Below are 23,777 nucleotides of genomic sequence, written 5' to 3'. Positions count from 1 at the left end.
GCCGCTACGGTAAGGAGGTGCACCAGGCAAAAGAAACACCCGGGCGGCCGTCGGGCCGTTGGAAACGGGCCCGCGCTCTCTACCGGAACGTCTCCAAACGCAGGACCGCCTGGCTGCTGCTCAAGGACACCGTCAACTCGTGCGTCGAGTACCGCATCCTGGGGCTCGCGGCCGAGGCGGCGTTCTTCACGCTGCTCTCCGTGCCGCCGCTGCTCCTGAGCCTCATCGGGCTGCTCGCCTACGTCGACCGGTGGACCGGCGCCGACACCATCGCCAGCGTCCAGAACAACATCCTGGAGGCGTCCCGCACGGTCCTGTCCGACCGGGGCGTCAGCCAGATCGCGGAACCGATACTGGAGGACGTGCTGCGGGTCAGCAGGCCCGACGTCATCTCCATCGGCTTCCTCTTCGCCCTGTGGTCCGGCTCGCGCGCGGTGAACGTCTTCATCGACACCATCACCGTCATGTACGGCCTCGACGGCGTGCGCGGCATCGTCAAGACCCGCATCCTCGCCTTCGGCCTCTTCATCGTGGCGCTGCTCATCGGCTCGGTCGCGCTGCCCCTGATGGTGGCGGGCCCGGACGCGGTGGTGAACCTGCTGCCCGGCTCCACCACGGTGGTCCAGATCCTCTACTGGCCGGTCGTCGTCATCCTCTCCGTGGTCTTCCTGACCACGCTCTACCACGTCTCCGTGCCGGTGCGTTCGCCGTGGGTCGAGGACATGCCCGGCGCGCTGATCGCCCTCGCCATGTGGGTGCTCGGCAGCTTCCTGCTCCGCATCTACCTCACCAGCACGGTCGAGGGCCCCACCATCTACGGCTCGCTCGCGGCCCCCGTCGCCGTGCTGCTGTGGATCGGCGTATCGGCCTTCGCGGTCCTGGTCGGCGCCGCCGTCAACGCCGCCATCGACCGGGTCTGGCCGTCCGTCGCGACGGCCGCGGCGCGCGCCGCCAACGACCGCATAAGGGAGGCGCAGGCCGCCGAGGTGGTGGCCCGGGCGGCCGCCGCGCGCGAGGCGAGGGCGGAGCTCGACGACCCCGACGACCCCGAGATGCCCTCCGAGTTCCCCGAACGCTGGTCGCGCTTCCTGCCGCCCGACGACGTGACGTCCCGGCTGCGGGCGCCGGCGAAACCCACGAAGCAGCAGCCCAAACACGCGAAGCGGAACGGCACGGGGAGCGGGGGAAACAGCCCCTCCGGCGACTGAGGAGCGCGGCCGGGGCCGCGGCGTCAGCTCTTCCAGGTGCCTGCCTCGGCCTCCTCCCGGGCGAACTCCGCGAAGTCCCTGGGGTCCCGGCCGAGCACCTCCCGCACCCCCTCGGAGAGCCGCGCGTTGCGCCCGTCGAGGTTGGTCTCGAACAGCTCGACCAGGAACTCCACCTCCGGCGCCGGCACCCCGAACCCGGCGAGCGCCGCCCCGTAGTCGCGCGCCGACACCGGCACGTACGTCATCTCCCGCCCCGTGGCCGCCCCGATCTCCGCGACGGCCTGCCGGAACGACAGCAGCCGGGGCCCGGTGAGGTCGAGGGTCCGGCCCGCGAACCGGTCCCCGGAGGTGAGCGCGGCGACCACCACGTCGGCGATGTCCCGCGCGTCGATGAACGGTTCGAGGACCTCGCCGGCGGGGAAGACCAGCTCCCCGGCGCGCATTCCGTCGAGGAGCGGACCCTCGTTGAGGTTCTGCGCGAACCACGCGGCGCGCACGACCGTCCACCGCGCCCCCGCCTCCCGCACGGCCCGCTCCGTCGCGTGCGCCTGCGGCTCGCCGCGCGCCGAGAGCAGCGTGAGCCGCTCCACGCCGAGCCCGACCGCCAGGCGGGCGAAGGCGCCCACCGTCTCCGCCGCGCCCGGCGCGCCGACATCCGGCAGATACGCCAGGTGTGCCGCGTCGGCGCCCCGCAGGGCCGGTTCCCAGGTCGACCGGTCCGCCCAGTCGAACCGCACCGCGCCCGAGCGCGAGGCCGCCCGCACCGTGAGCCCGGCCGCTTCCGCGGACTCCACCACCCTGCGTCCCACCCGCCCGGTCGCCCCCGTCACCAGGACCGTCGTCTCCGCCGTGTGTGCCGTGTGATTCGTGTTCGTCGTCATGGCTTCAGTGAACTGCCCGGCGTCAGACGGAACCATCGCCGAGGAGCTCACGGCCATACGCGTGCGTCTACGCTGCCGTCATGGACGTACTGGCCGGCCTCCTGGAAGGACCGCGTGCGCGGGGCGCCTTCATGATCCGCGCGCTCTTCGACCCGCCCTGGTCCGTCCGCATCGCGGACGAGGCGCCCATCTCCGTCATGATCATGGTGCGCGGGACCGCGTGGATCGTGCCCGAGGACGGGACGCCGGCCCGGTGCCTTCGCCCCGGCGACCTCGCCATCGCCCGCGGCCCCGACCACTACACCTGCGCCGGCGAGGCGGACACCGCGCCCTACGCCGAGATCCGGCCAGGCGAGGTCTGCGTGCCCCTGGACGGCGCGCCCGTGGCGCGCTACCGCGACCTCGGCCTGCGCGCCTGGGGCGAGTCGCGCGACGGCTCGGTGGAGATGCTGATCGGCACCTATCAGCTGCGGGGCGAGATCACCGGCCGCCTCCTCGACGCGCTGCCACCGCTGCTCGTCCTGCCCGCCGACGTGTGGGAATGCCCGCTCACCCCGCTGATCGCGGAGGAGATCGGCAGGGACGAACCCGGCCAGGCCGTCGTCCTCGACCGGCTCCTGGACCTGCTCCTCATCGCCGCGCTGCGCGCCTGGTTCTCCCGCCCCGAGGCCGAGGCGCCCGCCTGGTACCGCGCCATGGGCGACCCCGTCGTGGGCCGCGCGCTGCGCCTGCTCCAGGACGATCCGGCCCACCCCTGGACCATCGCGGACCTCGCCGCGAAGGCGGGCGTCTCGCGGGCCGCGCTGGCCCGGCGGTTCGCGGAGCTGGTGGGGGAGCCCCCGATGACGTACCTCACCAACTGGCGGCTCGCGCTCGCCGCGGACCTGCTGCGCGACAGCGGGCTGACCATCGCCTCGATAGCCCGCCGCGTCGGGTACGGCAGCGCGTTCGCGCTCTCCGGGGCCTTCAAACGGGTCTACGGGATCAGCCCGCAGGAACACCGCACGGGCGCCGCCTGAATCCCCTCCGGCGTAGCCTTTTCCCATGGCCCACGACAGCGCCGGGCGCGCCGCCTACCGGGAACGGGCCGCCCTGCTGACCGACGCGGTGGTGTGGACCCGTGAGATCACCGGCGCCCCCGGCGACTCCCGCCCGGTGCTGCCCGACGGCTGCATGGACCTGCTGTGGACGGAGGGCAGGCTGTACGTCGCGGGCCCGGACACCCGCGCGTACGTCCCGGACGGCACCGTCGCGGGCGGCCGTCACGTCGGCGTCCGCTTCTACCCCGGCACCGCGCCCGCGCTCCTCGGCGTCGCCGCCCACGAACTGCGCGACCGGCGCGTGGAACTGGCCGACCTGTGGGGCGCGGGCCCGGCGCGCCGCCTCACCGAACGGGTGGACGGCGCGCGTGACCCGATGGCCGCCCTGGAGGCGGTCGCGGTGGAGCGCGCGGCCGGGGCCGGACCGCCCGACCCGTTCCTCACCGCGGTCGTCGGCGCCCTCGAAGCGGGCCGTTCGGTCGCCGGGACCGCGGCGGCGCTCGGGGTCGACGCCCGCCTGCTGCACCGCCGTTCCCTGCACGCGTTCGGCTACGGGCCCAAGACGCTGGCCCGGGTGCTGCGCCTGCAACGGGCGCTCGCACTCGCCCGCGAGGGGCTGCCGTACGCGCGCACGGCGGCCGTCGCGGGCTTCGCCGACCAGGCCCATCTCGCCCGCGACGTCAAGGAGTTCACCGGAGTGCCGCTGGGTGAGCTACTGGGCGGCGGCTGAGCCGAGCGGCGCGAACAGGTCGACGCCGTTGCCGTCCGGGTCGAGCACGACGGCGTACCGCTGGCCCCAGGGCGCGTCGAACGGCTTGAGCTCACTCGCGTGCCCGGCGCCTGTGACCTCCTCGTACACGGTGTCGACCCCGGCGGGCGTCCCGCAGTGGAAGGCGAGCCCGATCCGGCCCCCGCCCGTGGGCCGCCGCCAGCCGGGGTGGAAGGACCTGACGGTCTCCTCCGTGTCGAAGGCGATGCGCAGGCCGCCGGGGAGGTCGGCCTCGACGTGCGGCTCGCTCTCGGCCCCGGCGGGGAACCGGAGGCCGAGCCTGCGGTAGAAGGCGAGGGAGGCGGTCAGGTCGGAGACGACGAGACCGATGAGGTCGAAGCGGGGTGCGGGTGGCGTCGGTGTGCTGTCCATGTCCGGCAGCGTAGGCAGCGGCCCGCCGGCCGGTCTTGAAGAAAACGGACACCGGCACGGGTATCGGTGAGGGGGGCCGTCCGTCGACGCATGTGGGTGACGGCCTACGGCACTCTGTTGACGGACGTCTACGTTCCGTCCGGCCCCGACCAGCGGGAACGCGAAACGGTGGCCGAGGGCCGCCGTCCCGGCTGTCACGCCCCCCGATTCCCCGCTACGTTGGAAGACATGGACTATCCCGGTGACAACCGGCTCGCGGCGGCCGTAGTGGCCCACCGCGGGCGGGTGCTGCTCGTACGACGCAGCGAGACCGAGCGGTTCCTGCCCGGGGTGTGGGGCGTGCCGTGCGGAAAGCTGGAACCCGACGAAACGCCCCGGGACGGTGTCCTCAGAGAGCTGAAGGAAGAGACGGGACTGCTCGGCCAGGTGCTCCGCAAGGTCGGCGAATCCTCCTTCCTCAGTACCTACCGCGGCCACGAGGTGAAGAACTGGCAGGACAACTTCCTCGTCCGCCCCCTCACCTTCGACGTGACCCTGCCCCTGCCCGACCAGGCCCACCGCTGGCTCGCCCCCGCCGAGCTGGGCTCGGTCAGGATCGACGACTACAACCGCGAGATCGTCCGCCAGGCATTTGGTTGAGACCGAGGGGCCCGCCGGTCCGACGGCCGGCCGGACCGTCAGCCGAGCAGCTCCGCCAGTGCGGAGAGCTCCGCCAGATAGTCCCGCACATCCAGAGGCTTCTTCGCCACCGAGCGCCCGGTCATGTCCGCGCCGGTGAGGTCGGTGCCGGCCGCTTCCGAGCCCGGGCCGGCGAACACGTCCGTGTAGCGCCTTCGCCCCGCCCCCGTCTCCAGGAACAGCGTGACCGTCGTCCCGGACGAGGCGCACCAGGCGCGGTGCAGGACGTGCGGCGGCAGCGCGTAACCGCTCCCCGCCGCGTACCGCGCGGTCTGCGTCAGCCGCAGCCGCGCCCCGCCCACGGGTTCGAGGAGCCAGTCGCCCTCCTCGCCGGAGAGGGACTCCCGGTACCAGGACGTGTCCAGCCCCTCGCCCGCGTCGGTGCCGGGGGCGGCGGGTTCGTACAGCTCCATGCCGAGCGCGCCCCGCACCACGCACGAGGCCAGCGGCGAGCGGTGGTTGTGGATGTCCTCCTGCGTGCCCCGGCCGGGGTGCCACACGTGGGCGCGGAGCATGTGCCGCGGACCACCGTCGATCAGCAGCAGCTTGTCGAAGCCGAGGACGTGCCGGTACGAAAGGAGCGCGCACCCCGAGGGGTCGCCCGCGCCGGCCGCCAGCTCCCGGACCAGCGGCAACAGCAGGCCCGGGGCGGCCAGTTCGGCCACGGCCGTACGGGCGGCCCGCACCAGCGCGTCACCGGTGGCCCGGTCGAGGGCCTCCTCCAACAGCCGCCTGGCGTCGTGCACATGCTGACCGCCCACCGCACTCTCCCCCTCGTCCGCGCACGTGCCGCCCCCACGGCTCAGGCCCCCGCCTGATACATCCATACGGCATGTGCCCGCAGCGCCGAAAGGCCTTGATAGGTCATCCACAGCGGGTAGGCGAGATCGGCCCCGTCCCACGTCCAGATCCCGTTGTCCTGCTGCCGCCACACGCAGGCGGCGGCGCCCGCCAGCAGCTCCTGCCAGGCCGCTTCCCGGCCCTCGTCGGCGGCGACCGCGGGGGCGTCGGGGGTGAGCAGCGCCCGTACCACCCAGGCCGCCGAGAAGTGCCGCACGTTGAGCACCTCGGAGCGCGACGCGTCGGCCGGGTGCGGTCTGCGCACCGTCTCGTGGCCGCTCTCCAGGTCGTCGCAGCCGTCGTGCGCGGGCCCGGGGCAGGAGAGCAGCCAGCGGATGCCCTCCTCGCGCGTGGCGCGGGCGTTCGTGTCCTCGCCGAGCACCCGGGCCGCCCGGTCCAGGGCGACGACGGCCTGCGCCGTGTGCACGGCCGACGGCGCCACCGTCCTGCCGCGCGGCGGCGTGAGACGGGAGCCCCAGCAGCGCCGGTGGCCGCGCGCCGGATCGGTGACGGCCCCGTCGACGAGCGCGTCCCGCAGGACGGGCAGGGCGGGCGAGTCGGGTGCGGCGCGCAGCAGTCCGCGCAGCACCGTCGTGACGACGTGGGTCAGCTCCGCGCCTGCGGGCTCCAGTTCGCGGGTGAAGCGCTCCGTGCACCGCGCCGCCTCCGCGGCGAGGAGCCGGCCGTCGGCGCCCGCCCTGGCGAGCGCGCCGAGCACCAGCGCCGTCACCTCGGGACGCCCCACCGCGCCCTGCGAGCGGGCCGACCAGCCCCCCTCGGGCAGCCGCAGCCGCCAGAGCGTCTCCACCAGCTCGGACGCCCTCAACCGGCCGTCGGGCATGCCGAGTTCGAGGACGATGTGCAGTCCGTACGCGGTGCCGGTCGGTGTCGGCCTGACCGGCTGCGGCTGCTCGTCGAGCGCGTGCGACCAGCCGGTGAGGCGGCCGCGCGGCGGATCGTCGAAGACCGTCAGGCGCTCGACGAGGGTGGCGTACGTGGCGGTGGAGAGCCCCGGCAGCGGACCCGGCACCGGGGCCCTCGCGCCCGGTGCCGGGGCGCCCGCGGGACGGCGCCGGGGAGCGGGCACGCCGTCCGGGGCGCCACCCGCCCCGTCGTCCGCCCCGTCGTCCGCCGCCGGCCCGGACCGCAGCAGCGCGGCGGCCAGCCAGGCGCAGACGCCCGTGCCGACGCCGCTCACCACGGCGAGCGAGTAGCGGGCGGTCTCGCCGAAGAGCCCGTCGGGCAGCAGGCCCACCAGGGACTGGAACACGGCGTACCCCACGGCGACCGGGCCGAGCCTGCCCAGCCACGCCACGAGCCGTCCTGGCGGGTCTCCGGGCGGCGGCCCGGCCGGGTCTGTGCTTCCGCGCATGGGTGCTGTAGGCATGAACTTCACTTACCCATATGGCACTTGTGACGAAAGGGAGTGAGCACCGTGTCCGGTCCGAAATCGACGGCGGATCTCACCGGCTGGCAGAAGGCCCCGTTCACCGGCGCGGGACTCACCCATGATGTCCACGAGAAGGGGACGGGTCCGGGTGTCGTCCTGGTTCCCGAGATCCCCGGAGTGCACCCGGGAGTGCTGGGCCTGGGCGAGCACCTGGTGAAGGAGGGCTTCACCGTCGCCATCCCGTCCCCGTTCGGCGAACCGGGCCGCCCCCTCACCGCGCCGTACGTCCTGAACGTCTTCCCCCGGGTGTGCGTCTCCGCCGAGTTCCGCGCCTTCGCCACCAACGCCCGCCGGCCCTTCGCGGACTACCTGCGGGCCCTCGCCCGCGACCTGGCCGCCCGCACCCCGGCCGCCGGGGTCGGCGTCATCGGCATGTGTTTCACGGGCGGCTTCGCGCTGGCCGCCGCCACCGACGACACGGTCCTCGCCCCGGTGCTCAGCCAGCCCTCGCTGCCGCTGCCCGTCAGCGGCGCCCGCAAGGTCGATCCTGGCATGTCCCGCGCCGAGCTCGACACCGTCGTGGCCCGCACAAGGAACGACGGCCTGTGCGCGCTCGGCCTGCGCTTCACCGAGGACAAGCTGGTGCCGGACGAGCGCTTCGCCACGCTGCGCCGCCACCTCGGGGACGCGTTCGAGGTCATCGAGCTGGATTCGTCGCCCGGCAACGCGGCGGGGTTCGCCCGGTCGGCGCACGCCGTGCTCACCGAGGAGGTCCGCGAGGAGCCGGGCCACCCCGCCTACGCGGCGCGCGAGCGGGTCGTGGCGTTCCTGCGGGAGCGGCTGGTCCCCGCCGGCTGACCCACCCGCCCGGCCGGCCGGTCCGGCGACCGGGCGGGCACCTCGCCTCACTCCCCGGCGGGCGAGAAGACGCAACTGAACGACAACGGCTCGTGCCCGGCCCGCAGTTCGTACCGCGGCAGCACGCCAGGACCGCACGACCCGGTGCCGATGCCGTGCCGGGCGGCGTCGAGGTTGACCCAGACCGTGTCGCCGGGGACGAGGTCGGTGCGGTGCCGGGCCGCGTCGAGCTGCTCCGTGGTCCAGCGGCGCGCGGTGAACGCGGGTGCCCCGTCGCTCTCCACCCGCAGCCCGCCGATCTCCACCCACCGGATGTCGGGCCTTGACCCGTTCTCCTGCGGCCGTACGTACGGGGTCTGCAGCGCGTCGACGTCCGACTCCCAGAGGCCGATCATCGAGGCGGCCGTCGTGTCGGGGTAGGCCTCGCCGGGCCCGCCGCCGAACCACCGCACCCGGTCCGCCGCGCCCGGAAGCCCGAAGCGGACGCCGACGCGGGGCAGCGGCACCGGCCAGTCGCCCTCCGGCGTCACGGTCATCCGCAGCTGGAGCCGGACGCCGTCCGACACCCAGTGGTACTCCGTGCGCAGCGCCAGGTCGCTCGCCGCCGGTGCCATCCGGGTGCGTACGGTCAGGGCGTCGGCGCCCGGCTCGACGGCGTCGACGCGGTGCCGCATCCGGTCCAGGCCCAGGGCGCGCCAGCGGGCGGCGACGGAGGGTTCGGGGCGCCAGGGCATGCCGTTGTCGTTGTCGGTGGGGGCCCGCCACACGTCCAGGCGCAGCTCCTTGATCGCGCGGTCCCGGAAGGTGAGGAGCGTGCCGGTGCGGGCGTCGAACGTCGCCGCGCCGAGCGTGATCCGGCGCCCCGCCGCGTCCCGCACCGGTGCCGCGCCGCCGGGCACCGGCAGGATCACGCCGTCCTCGACGGGGAGTTGGGCCCAGGCCACCAGGTGTCCCGCGCTCGCCCACGCCGTGTCCCGGGCGAGCGTCGCCCGCACCGTCCACCGGGTCTCGGTGTCCGGGGCGCGGCGCGGCGGAGGCGGCAGTCTCACCTCGGCGCGCGCGCCGGGCCCGGTCGGCGGCACCGTGAGGACCCCTTCCGCGACCGTCCTGCCGTTCCTCTCGAAGGACCAGGTGAAGGCGAGGTGGGAGAGGTCGGCGAAGTCGTACAGGTTGGTGATCGTGACCGTGCCGGCCCGTCCGTCGCCCTCGATCCGGACCGGCTCGATCACCTTCTTGTACTCGACCAGGCCGGGGGAGGGCGTCCGGTCGGGGAAGACGAGGCCGTCGCAGACGAAGTTCCCGTCGTGCAGCTCCTCGCCGAAGTCGCCGCCGTAGGCGAAGCCGTACTCGGGGTGGGCGATGCCGTGGTCGATCCACTCCCAGACGAAGCCGCCCTGGAGCCGCTCGTGACGCTCGAAGAGGCGCTGGTACTCGCTGAGTCCGCCGGGTCCGTTGCCCATGGCGTGCGCGTACTCGCAGAGGACGAAGGGGAGGCCGCGGCGGTGTTCCGGCCCCTCGTCGACGCCCTGCCCGAGCCGCTCGACCTCGGCGTGGTCGGCGTACATCCGCGCGTACATGTCCGTGTCCGCGCAGGAGCGATCGCCCTCGTAGTGGAGGAGGCGGCTGCCGTCCCGCGCGCGGATCCACTGGGCCATGGCGGTCAGGCCGCGTCCCGTCCCGCACTCGTTGCCGAGCGACCAGACGATCACCGACGGGTGGTTCTTGTCGCGCTCGACCATGCGGGCCGCGCGGTCCAAGAGGGCGGGCGTCCAGCGGTCGTCGTCGACGGGGTTGTTGCGCCAGCCCACGGCCTGGAACCCGTGCGTCTCCAGGTCGCACTCGTCGATCACCCACAGGCCGAGCTCGTCGCAGAGGTCGAGGAAGGCCGGGTGGGGCGGGTAGTGGCTGGTGCGGACGGCGTTGATGTGGTGACGCTTCATCAGCAGGACGTCCGCGCGCATGGTTTCGGGGTCGAGGGCGCGGCCCGTCTCCGGGTGGAACTCGTGGCGGTTCACGCCCCGGAAGAGGAGCGGACGGCCGTTGACCGTGATGAGGCCGGACTCGACGGCGACCGTGCGGAAGCCGACCCGCAGCGGGATCCGCTCACCGGGCGTGGCCAGCGTCGCGTCGTACAGGCGGGGTGTCTCGGCCGTCCACGGCGCCACGGGGACGGTGACGTCCTCGCCGGTCGGCACGTCGATGCCGAGCTCGGGGACGGTGACCCGGCCGTGGACCTCGGAGTCGACCCGCAGCGTGCCCGTGCCGGCGCGGTGGTCGTACGCGGCGTGCACGAAGAAGTCGCGGGCACACCCCTCGGGCCGGTGCAGCAGCGTCACGCCGCGGAAGATGCCCGGCAGCCACCACTGGTCCTGGTCCTCCAGGTACGAACCGGACGACCACTGGTGGACGCGGACCGCGAGGACGTTGCCGCGGGGACGCAGCAGCGTGCCGACGGCGAACTCGTGGGGGAGGCGGGAGCCCTTGAAGTGGCCCAGCTCCGTGCCGTTCAGCCAGACGCGGGCACAGGACTCCACGCCGTCGAAGCGCAGGACGGCGGTGCCGTCCCGGGGCCAGTCGGCGGGCAGGTCGAAGGTGCGCAGGTGGTCGCCGGTCGGGTTCTCGGTGGGCACGCGCGGCGGGTCCACCGGGAAGGGGTAGAGCTGGTTGGTGTACCGGGGTGCGCCGTGCCCTTGCAGCACCCAGTGGCCGGGGACCGTGATCTCGGTCCAGGTGCCCGGGGCGTCGCGGTCGTGGCCGCCGGTCGCGAAGGTGTCGTCCTCGGTGTCGGCGGTGGGGGAGAGGCGGAAGCGCCAGGTGCCGTCGAGACGGAGAGCGGCGGCGTCCGACGTCGCGTACCACGCGCGGGGCGGGAGGCAGCCGGTGCCGGGGGACACGTCCTCGTGGTGGGGAAGCTCCATGCGTTCCATCAGACCGCGCGGGGGACGGGGGCCGCCATCGTCGCGGCGGGGGAGTCGTTGGATTCTTCGGGGACGACTTGGACACCGCACACGCGAGGTGCGGATATCGCAGAGATCCCCTTACGTGGCAGCGGAAACCGTCGAACCATGGCGTCGGGCACGCGATATCGGTAACTTGTCGCGGTGTGAACGATCACCCCGACCACCAGCTTCCCCCGGCTCCGCCGACCGGCCCGGACGGCGAGGGCGCCACGCTGTCCGCGATCCTCCCCGTCACCGACCGCACCCGCCACCGCCGCCTGCGCGAGCAGGGCAGCCTGGCACGCGCCGACCTGGAGGCGATCCTCGACGCCGGTTTCGTCTGCCACCTCGGCGTCGTCGTCGACGGCCACCCGATGGTCGTACCCACCGTCTACGGCCGCGACGACACCCAGCTCTTCCTGCACGGCTCCGTCGCCAGCCGCAGCCTCGCGGCCGACCCCGAGACGCCCGTCTGCGTCACCGTCACCCACATCGACGGGCTGATACTCGCCCGCTCGGTGTTCGAGCACGGCGTCAACTACCGCAGCGCGATGATCCACGGGGTCCCGCGCCGGGTGACCGACCCCGACGAGAAGCTGCGCGGCCTGCGCCTGCTCACCGAGCACGCGACACCGGGACAGTGGGAGTACGCACGCAGCCCCAGCCGCAAGGAACTCGCCGCGACCACCCTCCTCGCGCTCTCGCTCGCCGAGGCCTCGGTGAAGGTCGCGGTCGGCCCGCCGGAGGACGGGGATGGCCCGGACGCGGAACTCGGCGTATGGGCCGGAAACCTTCCGCTGACCGCCACTTGGGGCGCGCCGGTGCCCGATCCGCTGCTGCCCGCCGGGATCGCACCGCCCCCGCACATCGCGGACCGGGCCGGCACCCGGCAGGGCTGAGGACGCGACTCCGGACTCAGGGCAGCTTCGGCGTCGCGCAGCCGTGTGCCCGCGCCGAGTGCCGCGCGAACACCTTCAGGGCGGCGCGCTCGTACGCCAGGTCGGCCGCGGAGGGCCCGGCGCGCCGCTCCCTTTCGTCGTACGAGCCGGACCTGTCCGCGTCCCAGGCCGCTTCGTCGCGCACCGTGAACAGCGCGGGACCGCCGCCCCGGCACTCCGCGCTCGCCCAGTGACCGCCGCCCGGGAGCCGCCCCGCGGCGGCCTCGCCGGGGCCGGGCTTCCCGGAGTACCGGCCCCGGCGCTCCTCGTGGTCGAGCCGCTGGGCCTGCGCGTACGGGCCGTAGTACGCGGCGAGGTGGTAGCGGCGGGCCTCGCCCGGGACGGGGAGCGGCTCGCCGGGCCGGCCGGACGCCACGACGCAGACCTCCACCGGCCCGCCGTCGCTCGTGCTCTCCCACGCCCGGGAGATCCGCCCGCCCCGGCCGGGCACGCCCCGGCAGGTCCCGGACGCGTCGGCGAGCGGCACCTCCTCGTCGCGGTCGACCGGGAGCGCCACCGTGCGCAACGGCGTGCCCAGATCGGCGTCGCAGCCCCACTTCCCGGCGGCCTTCGCTGCCGTCGCGGTGGCGATCCGCGCGTATGCGGTGCGGTGGCGCGGGTCGTCGAGGGTGACGTCCTCCTCCTTCACCCCCACCGTGACGAGCAGGCCGCCGCGGTCGCGGGCGCACTCCAGGAGCACCGTGGCGGTCGCCGCGCCGTCGCCGGACGGGGACCCGTAGGACTCATCGGTGCTGAAGAGGCCGTGCCAGCCGTGGCCGAGCGGGGCGGGCGGCAGGTCGGTGGCGACCGGCGGGTACAACGGGCCGTAACCGCCCGGCAGTTCGGCGGGCAGGCCGGCCGAGCTGCCGTCCGTCGCGGGTTCCGGCACCCGCCGCACGTCGACGTCGACCGAGGCGTCGCGCGTCGGATGCCCCGCGTGGTGCTCGGTGTCGCGGCTGACGCTGCACGACACCTGCCGGCTCCCGCCCCGCTCGTGCTCCCCGGGGCGGCCCGCGTCGCGGAGGCCGGAGCTGCCGGGCCCGCTCCGGTACGGCCCGTCACCGAGCACGGCCCGCAGCTCCTGCGCGGGCAGCACGCCCCGGCACGCCTCGTCGAGGACCTGCCGCGCCACGCTGCGCTCGTGCGGGCCGCCCCACCAGTAGTAGCCGCCCGCGATCAGGGCCAGGGCGACGACCGCGCCGCAGGACGACAGGACCATGCGACCCGCCCTGGTCCGCCAGGTCATCCGTGCCACCCTGCCACCTCTCCGATGATCTTCGTGTCCCGGCAGTGCGCGCGCCGCGGCCAGCCGTCGGGCGCCTTCAGATAACGGTCGAGTACGGCACGCGCCCGCTGCGAGATCCGCCGCTGGTCCGCCGGTTCGAGGACGAGCGTGTCGTCCTCGCGTGTGGAGTCGGCCCGCAGCTCGGGCGTCACCGCCACGCGGTGGTAGGTCGGCCCCGCCGCGCACACCGACCGCGCCCACAGGGCGAGTTCGGGGTCGTCACCGGACCGGTCGACCTTCACCGGCTTCCTGGCCGCCGGTGGCGCCTTCGGGTCGGGCACCTCCCCGTCGGCCTGGTGGCTGTCGTACGCGCCGACCGCGAGGACGCCCGACCAGCTCCGCGCGCTGGCGGCCTTGATCGTGAGGTCGCCGGGGGAGCCCGCGGTGTCGTCCCACCGGCCGGCGCACGCACCGGCCCGGCGGCCGAACCTCTTGTCGCTCCCGGCGAAGGACCACTTCCCGGGGGTCAGCCGCAGCGCCTCGGGGGAGAGCCAGGCGCAGAGCTTCCGGCCCTTCTCGGGAGCGGGGAACGACGTCTTCGCGGCGCCGGTGCCCAGCGGCCGGCCGCCGCAGCCCTGCTCGGCGGTGACCCATTCGGCGACCCGCATCGCCGTGCGGGCGGTGAGCCGCCGGTCGGCCTCGGGCACGTGGTACTCCCCGGCCTCCGACGGCAGTTCCACGGAGACGAGCAGGTCCCGCGCGGGCCGGACCCGGCCCGTCAGCCCCTTCGGGCAGTCGACGAGCAGGGAGGCCGTCACCGCGCCGCCGCGCAGGCGGTCGTCGGTGCCCACGGCACCCGTCGCGCTCTGCGGCAGGGGCAGCCCGAAGTCGCCGGTGACCGCCTCCGGCGGGGTGCGGGTCAGGACGGCCTCGGCCCGTACCCGGGCGCGCGCGTCCGGCTCCCAGGCGTCACCGCCGCCGCCCCAGGAGAGCGTGCAGTCCAGGAGCGCGCGGCTCGGCTGCCGGGGCCGCAGCATCGTCCCGAACTCGTCGAGTACGCCCGGTTCGTCGTCCGGCACGTACGAGCGCAACTCGTCCGGGAGCAGGCCCGCGCAGGCCCGCGTCAACTGCTCCTGGTTGGCGGCGAGCCGGTCCTCGCGGTCCGCGGCCCGTGACACCGCGACCCACGTCACCGACGACCCGACGAGCAGGACCCCCGCCAGCGCGGCCGTCGGCCAGATGCGCCGCCATGGCGCACGCGACGCGCCCTCCTTCGGCATGGCGCTCCCCTTCCCCCGTGAACGGCACCATGATCGGAGCCATGACCGGCACCATGATCGGAGTGGACGCTATCAATCCGCCGCGGCGCGACGGCGGGCCGGGACCCTTGTCGCCGGTGGGGACCTCTGCTTGACTCCGCTCGCCGAACGCCCGCGGAACGCCCTGTACGTCACCGTTGGAGGCCGCCATGGAGATGACCCGCAGACGCCTGCTGTCCGCCCTGTCGGCCGCCGGTCTCCTGGCGGCGGTCCCGGTGGGCCCGGCGAGCGCGGCCACCGCCGCGGCGGACCGCACCCGGCTCCTCGCCAACACCGTGGCCGTCTTCGCCGGGACCACCGAGTCGAACGCCCGCCCGGAGACCGACGCGAAGCTCGCCGCCGTCGAGAGGACCGCGCGGGCCGGCCTGAAGTCGATGGACGACGCGGGTGAGGGCGAGATCTTCGCCGGCCTGGTCCTCGGCACCGACGAGGCCAACCTGAACACCGCCTACCGCAGGCTGTACGAGATCGCCCTCGCCACCCGCACCCCGGGCCTCCCCCCGGACCTGTACGGCAGCACCGCCGTGCAGCGCCGGGTGATCGACGCCCTCGTCCGGCTCCACGAGCACTACTACGGCGACCAGTCCAAGGGCTACTACGGCAACTGGTTCCACTGGGAGATCGGCATCTCCCAGCACATCAGCAAGACCCTGGTGCTGCTGGCCGACGCGGTGGCCGCCGACCGCCCAGGCCTCGTGGCCACCTATGTCGCGTCCATGGACGCCTACCTGCGCAACGGCACCGGCGGCGACGTCGACCTCGACTCGCGCTTCCACACCGGCGCCAACCTCGCCGACATCACCACCAACAGGATCCTGCAGGGCGCCCTGCTGGGCGGCGAGCCCGGCGACGCGCGGATCCGCAAGGCACTCACCGACCAGCTGACGGTCTTCGTCACCATCGACCCGTACCACCTCCGCCACGGCGTGACGGACGGCCACTACGCGGACGGCTCGTTCATCCAGCACTCCTCCGTCGCCTACACCGGCTCGTACGGCAAAGGCCTGCTCACCCGCGTCGTGCAGACCCTCAAGATCATTGACGGCACGGGCTTCGCACACGGCGTGGAGCTGGTGCCCACCGTGGTCGGCTGGGTGCGCAACGGGTTCGCCCCGCTGATCTTCGAGGGCTGGATGATGGAGACCGTCAAGGGCCGGGCCGTGTCGCGCACGGACTCCGGCTACGCCGACGTGGCCGCGGTCGTGGAGGCCGTCGTCGACCTCTCCTCACTCGCCGCGGGCGCCGAGGCCACCGCCCTCAAGAGCTACGTCAAGCACGTACGGGAGGCCTCGCGGGCCGCACTCGACCCCGCCCGGTTCGTCTCCCCGGTCAGCGTCGTGCGCTACGCCGACATCGTCGACGACGCCGCGATCCCGCCGGCCGACCTCAACCCCGCGGCGCGCAGCGTCGCCTTCAACGCCATGGACAGGACCGTGCACCGCAGGCCCGGTTACGCCTTCGCGCTCGCGCGCAGCTCCGACCGGATCAGCAAGTACGAGTACATGAACGGCGAGAACCTCATGCCGTGGTTCCAGGGCGACGGCGCGCACCACCTCTACCTCGCCGGACAGGACCAGCGGCAGGCGTACGGCGTCGACCACTACGCCACGGTCTCCCCGTACGGACTCGCGGGCGTCACCGCGCCCGTCGAAGAGCGGCGCACCGTACCGGAGTTGTACGGCAAGCCGTACTACGACAACCCCGGCCACCCCCTCCACTTCACCTCGTCGTCGGAGTCGCAGAACACGTACGTCTACTTCCCGCGCGGCACCAACCGGTACTCGGGCGGCGCGGTGCTCGGCGCGTACGGCTCGGCGGGCATGGTGCAGTCCAGCGACGTCGCCTACCGCGACCGGCGCCTGCTGCCCGACGACTTCGTGGTGTACCGGGGCGCGACGGCGACGAAGTCGTGGTTCCTGCTCGACGACGAGATCGTGGTGCTCGCCGCGGACGTCGGCGACCCGGCGGGCCGGGCCGTCACCACCACCGTCGACGCCCGCACCGCCGACCCGGACGACCGGATCTCGCTCACCGGCGTGCGCCGCGACGGCCGCCCCTGGACCGGCCCGGGCACCGCCGACCTGCGCTGGCTGCGCTGGGCCAACGCCACGCGGGACGCCGCGGTCGGCTACCTCTTCCTGGACACCCCGCCGGTGCGGGTGACCCTGGAGGAGATCACCCGCAGCCGCCGGGTGGTCCGCACCGCCAACCCCGATACGGACGTGACCCGTTCGGTCCTCGGCGTCACGCTCCACGGGCCGGCCGGCGCCCATCCCGCCCGCTTCGCCTACGCGCTGGTGCCGAACGCCGCCGACGACGACCCGCACGCCCGCCGCCACGGGCCGCAGCCGCTGAAGGTCCTCGCCAACTCCCGTCGCCTCCAGGCCATCACGCACACCGGGCTCGGCCTCACCGCGGCCAACACGTTCACGCCGGGCCGGCACGACACCGCGGGGCTGCGCGTGCACGGCCCCGCCTCGGTCATCGTGCGCGGGGACCGGCGGGGCGCGACCGTCTCCCTCGCGGTGTCCGACCCGACGATGGACCGGGACACGGTGACCGTCGAGCTCCGGGGCCGCCCCCTGCGGAAGGTCACCGCGGACCCCGGGGTCCGGGTGAGCCGGACCCCGGGCGGTACCCGTGTCGACGTCGACACGCACCACGCGTACGGGAGGAGCTTCACGGCCACGCTCGGCGCGTGAGCCGGCGCCGGGACCCAGCGCCGGTACTGGGTGCCGGGACTCAGCGCCAGCCCGTCGGTGTCAGGATTCCTCGACCGTGATGGCCTGGACCGGACAGGCCCGTGCGGCCTCCCGCACCAGGGGGTCGCCGCCGCCGTCCTCACGGCCCGGCAGCACCTCGCTGAAGCCGTCGTCGTCCTGGGTGAAGACGCCCGGCGCCGTGAGGGCGCACATGCCCGCCCCCACGCACCGGTCCTTCTCCACGTGGATCACCGTGCTCGTGCTCTTCATGCCGACTCCTACCAGGTGACGGGGAGTTCGAGCATCCCCTGGATCGTGTCGCCCGGCTTGAACGGGATCTCCTGGGCGGGCACCGCGAGACGAAGGCCCGGCAGCCGTTCGAAGAGGGTGCCGAGGGCGATCTCCATCTCGGCGCGTGCGAGGTTCTGGCCCAGGCACTGGTGGACGCCGAAGCCGAAGGCGATGTGGTGACGGTCCGGGCGGTGCCAGTCCAGCTCCTCGGGGGTCTCGTAGGTCAGGTCGTCGCGGTTGATGAGGGAGGTGGCGAAGACGACGCCGTCGTCGGCCCGGATGGTGCTGCCCGCGCACTCGATGTCCTCCGTCGCCACCCGCAGCAGCCCTTCGGCGATGGAGAGGAAGCGCAGCAGCTCCTCGACGGCGGCGGGCATCAGCGGCGGGTCGGCGCGCAGCCCGGCCCGCAGTTCGGCCAGCCGCTCGGGGTGCTGCAGCAGCGTGAACGTACCGAGGGAGATCATGTTCGCGGTGGTCTCGTGCCCGGCGATCAGCAGGATGGTGGCGAGCCGGACCAGCTCGTCGCGGTCGACGGCGCCCGAGTCGAGCTGCCGCTGGATCAGCTCGTCGAGGAGCCCGTCGCCCGGGTGGGCCCGCTTCTCGTCGATCAACGCGTAGAAGTACGCGTCGAGTTGGTCCCGCGCCTGCTCGGTGTCGTCGGCGGTGGGGCCGCGCAGCAGCCGGCGCGACTGCTCCTCGAAGAACTCGTGGTCGGCGTAGGGCACCCCCAGCAGGGCGCAGATCACCATGGAAGGCACCGGCAGCGCGAAGGCGCTGACCAGCTCGGCGGGCGGGCCCTGTTCGATCATGGCGTCGAGGAGCTGGTCGACGGTCTCCTGGATCCGTGGGCGCATCGCCGCGATGCGCTTGACGGAGAAGCTGGGGATCAGCATGCGGCGCTGGGTGTTGTGCTCCGGGTCGTCGACGCCGAGCAGGGCGATGCGGCGGTCGCTGAGCCGGGCGAAGCGTTCGGTCGGCGAGGGGAACGCCTTGTGCTGGCGGTCCGAGGAGAGGCGGCGGTCGGTGAGCAGCTCGCGCGCCACCTGCTGCCCGGTGACCACCCACACGGAGCGGCCGTCGAACAGCTTGACGTGGGAGAGCGGCCGGGTCTCGCGCAGTGGCGCGTACGCGGTGGGCGGCTGGTAGGGGCAGGTGCGGTCCTGGGGGAAGGAGACGGTTTCCATCGCCTTCGTTGACTCCGTCATGGATGTACCTCGCAAGCGCAGTTCTTCCCTTTTCCGTCCCCCATTGGATGCCTGGGGCATCTATCTCGTCCACGGCAAGACCGGCCAGATCGCCGCGGAACGACATCTGTCCGGAATCACTACCTCCGCTCAACCTGCCTGCGTCGACGGCCATGCGGAGCGTCGGGGTCCACGCGGACCCGGCTCTGCCAAGGGAATTGGGCCCGCGCCGTGCCACGGACGGCGCACCTCTCAGGGGCCGGGCCCCGCCATCCGCCCGCCGGCGCGCGCACGGAACGGCCGCACGGCGCGTAATCCGGCCGACTTCCCGGACGCGCCGTGCGAGGATCACGGAAACCGTGCGGTCATGGAGGAAGAGGATGTTCGCGATATCCCTGGGCGACGGCGCGCACCTGTGCCCGCTGGAGCCGTGGCAGGCCGAGGAGTTCCTCGCCCACATGGACCGCGGCCGCGACTACATCGGCCGCTACGTCGGACTCCCCGACGTCACGGCCGACCTGGACTCCGCCCGCGCCTGGCTCCAGCGGTTCGCCGACAAGGCCGCGGCCGACACGGGCCGCCTGTACGGCATCCGGCAGGACGGCGAACTCGTCGGCGGCGTGATGCTCAGGGTCTTCGACACGGCGACGGGCACCTGCGAGGCGGGCTGCTGGCTGGAACCGGCCGCCGCCGGCCGCGGCCTGGTCACCCGCGCGGTCCGTGTCCTCATCGACTGGGCGGTCGAGGAGCGCGGCATGCACCGGGTGGAGTGGCACGTCTCCCCCGAGAACACGCCGAGCATCAACGTGGCCAAGAGACTCGGCATGCGCCGCGAGGCACTCAAACGCGAGGACGACCCCTACCGAGGCATACGGCAGGACACGGAAATCTGGTCGGTCCTGGCGCGGGAGTGGCGTGCGGCACGGGACGCGCGCTGAGGCCCGGAACCACCCCTGAACATCCCACTACTGTGGCTCCGTATGACCGACTCCGAGAGCCAGCTCACCGCGGACGCGATCCGCGACCTGCTGCGGGAGCAGCACCCGGACCTCGCGGGACTGGAGATCCGCGAGGTCGCGGGCGGCTGGGACAACCAAATGTGGCGCCTCGGGGCGAAGTTGGCCGTACGCATCCCACGTACCGAAGGTGCCCCGGAACTCCAGCGCAAGGAGTGCCGGTGGCTGCCCGCGCTGGCCCCGCGCCTGCCGCTGCCGGTCCCGAGCCCCGTACGGACCGGTGAACCGTCCGCGCGTTTCCCCAGGCCCTGGGCCGTCATGACGTGGGTCCCCGGCGAGCCACTGGACCGCGCCGCGATCCGCCGCGGCGACCACGCGGCCGACACCCTCGCGGACTTCCTCCGCGCGCTCCACGTCCGGGCCCCCGCCGACGCGCCGCCCAGCGAGGACCGCGGCGGCCACCCCAAGACGTGCACGGACGGCTTCGACCACTTTTTTCACGCCGTCGTCCCCGGTGACCTCGCCACCGAGATCCGCGCCGTCTGGGACGACGCCGTCGCCGCGCCCGCATGGGAGGGCCCGCCGCTCTGGGTGCACGGCGACCTGCACCCGGCGAATGTGGTCGTCTCGGACGGGACGCTCTGCGGCGTGCTCGACTTCGGCGCCCTGTTCGCCGGCGACCCGGCGTGGGACCTCGCGGCGGCATGGGTACTCCTCCCCGCGGGCACCGCCGCACGGTTCTTCGACGCGTACGCGCACGCGGACGAGGCCACGATCCGCCGCGCCCGCGGACTGGCGGCCCTCAAGGCCCTGTTCCTCATGCTGATGGGCCAGAACGGAGACCAAGGACTGCCCGGCGGCAAACCGACATGGGGCCCCACGGGCCGTGCAGCACTCGAACACGTGGTTGAGGGGACGGCCTGACGGCAAGCCTTCGGACCCCGGCGGAAAAAAGAAGTGGTGCCGGGCCGGTGGGGTGGTTATGGTCTGGGTGTTGGCAGGCGGCCGTTCGGGTGCCTGGGGCGAACGAGTGCAGGATCTGGAGGTGTTGACCGATGGCTGTCGTTGTGATGGGCGCTGCCCGCATCCGGAAGTTCATCAAGTCCACCTCCGTGGCCTCCGGCTGACCTGCTCTCTCGCCCGCGCCGACAGTGCGCGGATGCCGGGGCCACCCCTGTGAAGGGTCACCCCTTGTCTTTCTCCTCTCTTCCGTTCTCCTCCTCCGCGGGTTCGGCTCCGTCCTCGTCGTCGTCCGCCCCGCACCCCCTCGCCCCGTACGGCTGGGACGCGGGCTGGGAGGCCGAGTTCGCGCCGTACGCGGCCCGGGGTCTGGTCGCCGGACGCGTCGTCCGGGTCGACCGCGGCCAGTGCGATGTCGTCACCGCCGACGGAAACGTCCGCGCCGACACCGAGTTCGTCACCCCGCGCGACCCGCTGAAGGTCGTCTGCACCGGCGACTGGGTCGCCGTGGACGCGGCGGGCCGCGACCCCCGCTACGTCCAGGCGTACCTGCCCCGGCGCACCTCCTTCGTGCGCTCGACCTCCTCCAAGCGGTCCGAGGGACAGATCCTCGCCGCCAACGTCGACCACTCGATCATCGCCGTCTCCCTCGCCGCCGAGCTCGACCTCGCCCGCATCGAGCGGTTCCTCGCCCTCGGCTGGGAGTCCGGCGGCCAGCCCGTCGTCGTGCTGACCAAGGCCGACCTCGTGCCGGACGCCGCCACGCTCGGGCATCTCGTCCAGGACGTGGAGACCGCGGCGCCCGGCGTGCAGGTCCTTCCGGTCAGTGCCACCACCGGCGACGGCGTCGACGTCCTCGCCGCCGTCGTCTCCGGCGGCACCTCAGTCCTGCTCGGCCAGTCCGGCGCGGGCAAGTCCACGCTGGCCAACGCCCTCGCCGGGACCGACGTCATGGCGGTCCAGGCGATCCGGGACGTCGACGGCAAGGGCCGCCACACCACGACGACCCGCAACCTCATCCTGCTCCCCGGCGGCGGCGTCCTCATCGACACGCCGGGGCTGCGCGGAGTGGGCCTGTGGGACGCCGAGAGCGGCGTCGGACAGGTCTTCTCCGAGATCGAGGCGCTGTCGGAGCACTGCCGCTTCCACGACTGCGCCCACGCGGCCGAGCCCGGCTGCGCGGTCCTCGCCGCCGTCGAGGACGGCACGCTGCCCGAACGCCGCCTCGACAGCTACCGCAAGCTGATCCGCGAGAACCAGCGCATCGTCGCCAAGACGGACGTGCGGGCCCGCGCGGAGATGCGGCGCCAGTGGCGGCTGCGGGGCGCGGAGGGCCGCGCGGCGTTGGAGGTGAAGCGGGGGCGCCTGCGGTGAGCCCCGGGCCCGGATGAGTCCGGGCAGAACAGGGGGGTGGGGCGGAGCGGGCCCGTTGCGTGAACGGGTGCGCCCTGCCCCGCCCCGCCGGGTCCCCGTGGCCCCGCCCACCGCCCTGTCCGAATTCCGCCAGCCGAGGCGCCCCCGGCGGATGACAATGGGTGACGTGATCGATGAAGAGACCAGGTACGAGGCCGTGCGCAGCAGGGACGCCCGCTTCGACGGAGAGTTCTTCTTCGCCGTCGAGACCACCGGCATCTACTGCCGCCCCAGCTGCCCCGCCGTCACCCCCAAGCGCCAGAACGTCCGGTACTACGCCACCGCGGCCGCCGCCCAGACCTCCGGCTTCCGCGCCTGCCGCCGCTGCCGCCCGGACGCCGTCCCCGGCTCGGCCGACTGGAACGTACGCGCCGACGTCGTGGGCCGCGCCATGCGCATGATCGGCGACGGGGTCGTCGACCGCGAGGGCGTGCCGGGGCTCGCCGTGCGCCTCGGGTACAGCGCCCGGCAGGTGCAGCGCCAGCTCACCGCCGAGCTGGGCGCGGGCCCCGTAGCCCTGGCGCGTGCGCAGCGCGCGCACACCGCCCGCGTCCTGCTGCAGACCACGGACCTGCCGATCACGGAGATCGCGTTCGCCGCGGGATTCGCCAGCGTCCGGCAGTTCAACGACACCATCAAGGCCGTGTACGCGCTCACGCCGACCGCCCTGCGCGCCGCCGCTCCCCGGCGCGGCACGGCGAGGGCGACGCCCGCCGCCGGCATCCCGCTCCGCCTCGCCCACCGGGGCCCCTACCGCGCCGGCCCCGTCTTCGACCTGCTCGCCGACGAGGCCGTCACCGGGATCGAGGAGGTCGCGGGGGAGCGGGGCAGCCGCACCTACCGGCGTACGCTCCGGCTGCCGTACGGCACCGGCATCGTGGCCGTCGAGGAGCGGCACAACGACCTCACGACGGGCGCCGGCGGGGGATCGAGCACGGAGGCCGTGCACCGCGGCGGCTGGCTCGACGCCCGGCTGCACCTGACCGACCTGCGCGACCTCACCACCGCCGTGCAGCGGCTGCGCCGCCTCTTCGACCTGGACGCCGACCCGTACGCCGTGGACGAGCGGCTCGGCGCCGACCCCCGGCTCGCCCCGCTCGTCGCCGCCCGGCCGGGGCTGCGGTCGCCCGGTGCCGCCGACCCGGACGAGTTCGCGGTGCGGGCGCTGATGGGGCGGGCGGGCACCGAACGGCTCGTGGAGCGGTACGGCAAGGTGCTGGACGCGGCGTGCGGGAGCCTGACCCACGTCTTTCCGACCCCGGCCGAGCTGACGGCCGAGCCGGGCACCCTCGGCGCGCTCGCCACGGCCCTCGCCGACGGTTCGCTGCGGCTGGACGCGGGCGCGGACCGCGACGACGCGGAGGCGGCGCTCCGGGCCCTGCCCGGGATGGACGCGCGGACCGCCGCGCTCATCCGGATGAGGGCGCTCGGCGACCCCGACGTGGCGCTGCCCGGCGCCCCGGACCAAGCGGCCGCCGACGCTTGGCGCCCCTGGCGCTCGTACGCCCTGCGCCATCTGTCGTCGCCGGGTTCCTAGGGGGCCCTCTCAGTTCCTAAGAGGCCCTCTCATCCGGGCACGGCAGACTCACCTGTGCCGCCATCCGACCAGGTGGAGGTGCCCATGCCGCTCGGACGTACAGGAAGAGTGCGACGTCTCGTGATCGCCGTGGCCGGCACCGCCGTGCCCCGACGGCGGCACGACATCGACCTGGACGAGGACCGGGACGACGGCAGGGACGGCGACGAAGGTGGGACCCGGACCACCCAGACCACCCGGCATCCCGCCCGCGGCCGCTGACGAAGCCCCACCGCAC

21 protein-coding genes are annotated in these 23,777 nt (G+C 74.0%); 12 read left to right on the top strand and 9 right to left on the bottom strand.

The genetic code is table 11. From position 1 onward, the window contains the following. Positions 1 to 17: 17 nt before the first annotated feature. Positions 18 to 1,208: a YihY/virulence factor BrkB family protein gene (locus ACZ7DY_RS20140; protein ID WP_471137114.1), complete on the top strand. Its 1,191-nt coding sequence runs from the start codon at positions 18 to 20 to the stop codon at positions 1,206 to 1,208. A gap of 23 nt (positions 1,209 to 1,231) precedes the next feature. Here the strand turns inward: ACZ7DY_RS20140 and ACZ7DY_RS20135 are convergent, their stop codons facing one another. Continuing rightward, positions 1,232 to 2,089: a Rossmann-fold NAD(P)-binding domain-containing protein gene (locus ACZ7DY_RS20135; protein WP_471137112.1), complete on the bottom strand. Its 858-nt coding sequence runs from the start codon at positions 2,087 to 2,089 to the stop codon at positions 1,232 to 1,234. An 80-nt stretch (positions 2,090 to 2,169) separates the two neighbouring features. On the opposite strand from ACZ7DY_RS20135, the gene ACZ7DY_RS20130 reads away from it, so the two are divergent. After that, positions 2,170 to 3,108, top strand: coding sequence for an AraC family transcriptional regulator (locus ACZ7DY_RS20130; RefSeq protein WP_471137110.1), 939 nt, complete (start codon positions 2,170 to 2,172; stop codon positions 3,106 to 3,108). Between the two features lie 25 nt (positions 3,109 to 3,133). Next, entirely contained in the window at positions 3,134 to 3,859 is a 726-nt protein-coding gene (locus ACZ7DY_RS20125; protein ID WP_471137107.1) for a helix-turn-helix domain-containing protein, read from the top strand. Here ACZ7DY_RS20125 and ACZ7DY_RS20120 read toward each other — a convergent pair. Further along, positions 3,842 to 4,270, bottom strand: coding sequence for a VOC family protein (locus ACZ7DY_RS20120; protein ID WP_471137106.1), 429 nt, complete (start codon positions 4,268 to 4,270; stop codon positions 3,842 to 3,844). The two genes, ACZ7DY_RS20125 and ACZ7DY_RS20120, sit on opposite strands and share 18 nt — an antisense overlap. A gap of 228 nt (positions 4,271 to 4,498) precedes the next feature. Between ACZ7DY_RS20120 and ACZ7DY_RS20115 the strand changes: the two genes are divergently transcribed. Continuing rightward, positions 4,499 to 4,909 (top strand): NUDIX hydrolase, encoded by a 411-nt coding sequence (locus tag ACZ7DY_RS20115; RefSeq protein ID WP_471137105.1) that lies wholly within the window; start codon positions 4,499 to 4,501, stop codon positions 4,907 to 4,909. Between the two features lie 38 nt (positions 4,910 to 4,947). Here ACZ7DY_RS20115 and ACZ7DY_RS20110 read toward each other — a convergent pair whose 3' ends face one another. After that, positions 4,948 to 5,709, bottom strand: coding sequence for a cupin domain-containing protein (locus ACZ7DY_RS20110; RefSeq protein WP_471137104.1), 762 nt, complete (start codon positions 5,707 to 5,709; stop codon positions 4,948 to 4,950). A gap of 41 nt (positions 5,710 to 5,750) precedes the next feature. Beyond that, positions 5,751 to 7,160 carry a hypothetical protein gene (locus ACZ7DY_RS20105; RefSeq protein WP_471137103.1) on the bottom strand — a complete coding sequence of 470 codons (1,410 nt, stop codon included), beginning with the start codon at positions 7,158 to 7,160 and terminating at the stop codon, positions 5,751 to 5,753. Positions 7,161 to 7,223: 63 nt separating this feature from the next. Between ACZ7DY_RS20105 and ACZ7DY_RS20100 the strand changes: the two genes are divergently transcribed. Then, positions 7,224 to 8,036, top strand: a complete 813-nt coding sequence (locus ACZ7DY_RS20100; protein ID WP_471137101.1) for a dienelactone hydrolase family protein — start codon at positions 7,224 to 7,226, stop codon at positions 8,034 to 8,036. Between the two features lie 47 nt (positions 8,037 to 8,083). Here ACZ7DY_RS20100 and ACZ7DY_RS20095 read toward each other — a convergent pair whose 3' ends face one another. Continuing rightward, a complete protein-coding gene (locus ACZ7DY_RS20095; RefSeq protein WP_471137099.1) occupies positions 8,084 to 10,954 on the bottom strand; it encodes a glycoside hydrolase family 2 TIM barrel-domain containing protein in 2,871 nt (956 codons plus the stop codon). 254 nt (positions 10,955 to 11,208) lie between these two features. Between ACZ7DY_RS20095 and ACZ7DY_RS20090 the strand changes: the two genes are divergently transcribed. Then, positions 11,209 to 11,874, top strand: a complete 666-nt coding sequence (locus tag ACZ7DY_RS20090; protein WP_471137708.1) for a pyridoxamine 5'-phosphate oxidase family protein — start codon at positions 11,209 to 11,211, stop codon at positions 11,872 to 11,874. 16 nt (positions 11,875 to 11,890) lie between these two features. On the opposite strand, the gene ACZ7DY_RS20085 is transcribed toward ACZ7DY_RS20090, so the two are convergent. Both ACZ7DY_RS20085 and ACZ7DY_RS20080 read right to left on the bottom strand, forming a co-directional pair. Next, positions 11,891 to 13,159, bottom strand: coding sequence for a hypothetical protein (locus ACZ7DY_RS20085; protein ID WP_471137097.1), 1,269 nt, complete (start codon positions 13,157 to 13,159; stop codon positions 11,891 to 11,893). Further along, entirely contained in the window at positions 13,156 to 14,418 is a 1,263-nt protein-coding gene (locus ACZ7DY_RS20080) for a hypothetical protein (RefSeq protein ID WP_471137095.1), read from the bottom strand. The genes ACZ7DY_RS20085 and ACZ7DY_RS20080 overlap by 4 nt, the downstream gene beginning before the upstream one ends. 188 nt (positions 14,419 to 14,606) lie before the next feature. Between ACZ7DY_RS20080 and ACZ7DY_RS20075 the strand changes: the two genes are divergently transcribed. Continuing rightward, a complete protein-coding gene (locus ACZ7DY_RS20075) occupies positions 14,607 to 17,159 on the top strand; it encodes a polysaccharide lyase family 8 super-sandwich domain-containing protein (protein ID WP_471137093.1) in 2,553 nt (850 codons plus the stop codon). A gap of 60 nt (positions 17,160 to 17,219) precedes the next feature. Here the strand turns inward: ACZ7DY_RS20075 and ACZ7DY_RS20070 are convergent, their stop codons facing one another. Then, positions 17,220 to 17,429, bottom strand: a complete 210-nt coding sequence (locus ACZ7DY_RS20070) for a ferredoxin (RefSeq protein ID WP_471137091.1) — start codon at positions 17,427 to 17,429, stop codon at positions 17,220 to 17,222. Between the two features lie 8 nt (positions 17,430 to 17,437). Next, positions 17,438 to 18,655 (bottom strand): cytochrome P450, encoded by a 1,218-nt coding sequence (locus ACZ7DY_RS20065; protein ID WP_471137089.1) that lies wholly within the window; start codon positions 18,653 to 18,655, stop codon positions 17,438 to 17,440. Between the two features lie 359 nt (positions 18,656 to 19,014). Between ACZ7DY_RS20065 and ACZ7DY_RS20060 the strand changes: the two genes are divergently transcribed. The 5 genes from ACZ7DY_RS20060 (at position 19,015) to ACZ7DY_RS20040 (ending at position 23,761) form a co-directional block, all read left to right on the top strand. Then, a complete protein-coding gene (locus tag ACZ7DY_RS20060; protein ID WP_471137088.1) occupies positions 19,015 to 19,572 on the top strand; it encodes a GNAT family N-acetyltransferase in 558 nt (185 codons plus the stop codon). A 42-nt stretch (positions 19,573 to 19,614) separates the two neighbouring features. Continuing rightward, entirely contained in the window at positions 19,615 to 20,514 is a 900-nt protein-coding gene (locus ACZ7DY_RS20055; protein ID WP_471137087.1) for an aminoglycoside phosphotransferase family protein, read from the top strand. Between the two features lie 267 nt (positions 20,515 to 20,781). Next, positions 20,782 to 21,924 carry a ribosome small subunit-dependent GTPase A gene (gene rsgA / locus ACZ7DY_RS20050; protein ID WP_471137085.1) on the top strand — a complete coding sequence of 381 codons (1,143 nt, stop codon included), beginning with the start codon at positions 20,782 to 20,784 and terminating at the stop codon, positions 21,922 to 21,924. 157 nt (positions 21,925 to 22,081) lie between these two features. Further along, positions 22,082 to 23,500 (top strand): DNA-3-methyladenine glycosylase 2 family protein, encoded by a 1,419-nt coding sequence (locus ACZ7DY_RS20045; protein ID WP_471137706.1) that lies wholly within the window; start codon positions 22,082 to 22,084, stop codon positions 23,498 to 23,500. A 108-nt stretch (positions 23,501 to 23,608) separates the two neighbouring features. Further along, on the top strand, positions 23,609 to 23,761 hold the full coding sequence (locus ACZ7DY_RS20040) for a hypothetical protein (protein ID WP_471137083.1): 153 nt from the start codon (positions 23,609 to 23,611) through the stop codon (positions 23,759 to 23,761). Positions 23,762 to 23,777: the final 16 nt, after the last annotated feature.

The organism is Streptomyces sp. NPDC037013 (assembly GCF_055607265.1).
The sequence above is the reverse complement of the archived record's forward strand: the minus strand, read 5'-3'. Positions and strand labels throughout refer to the sequence as shown.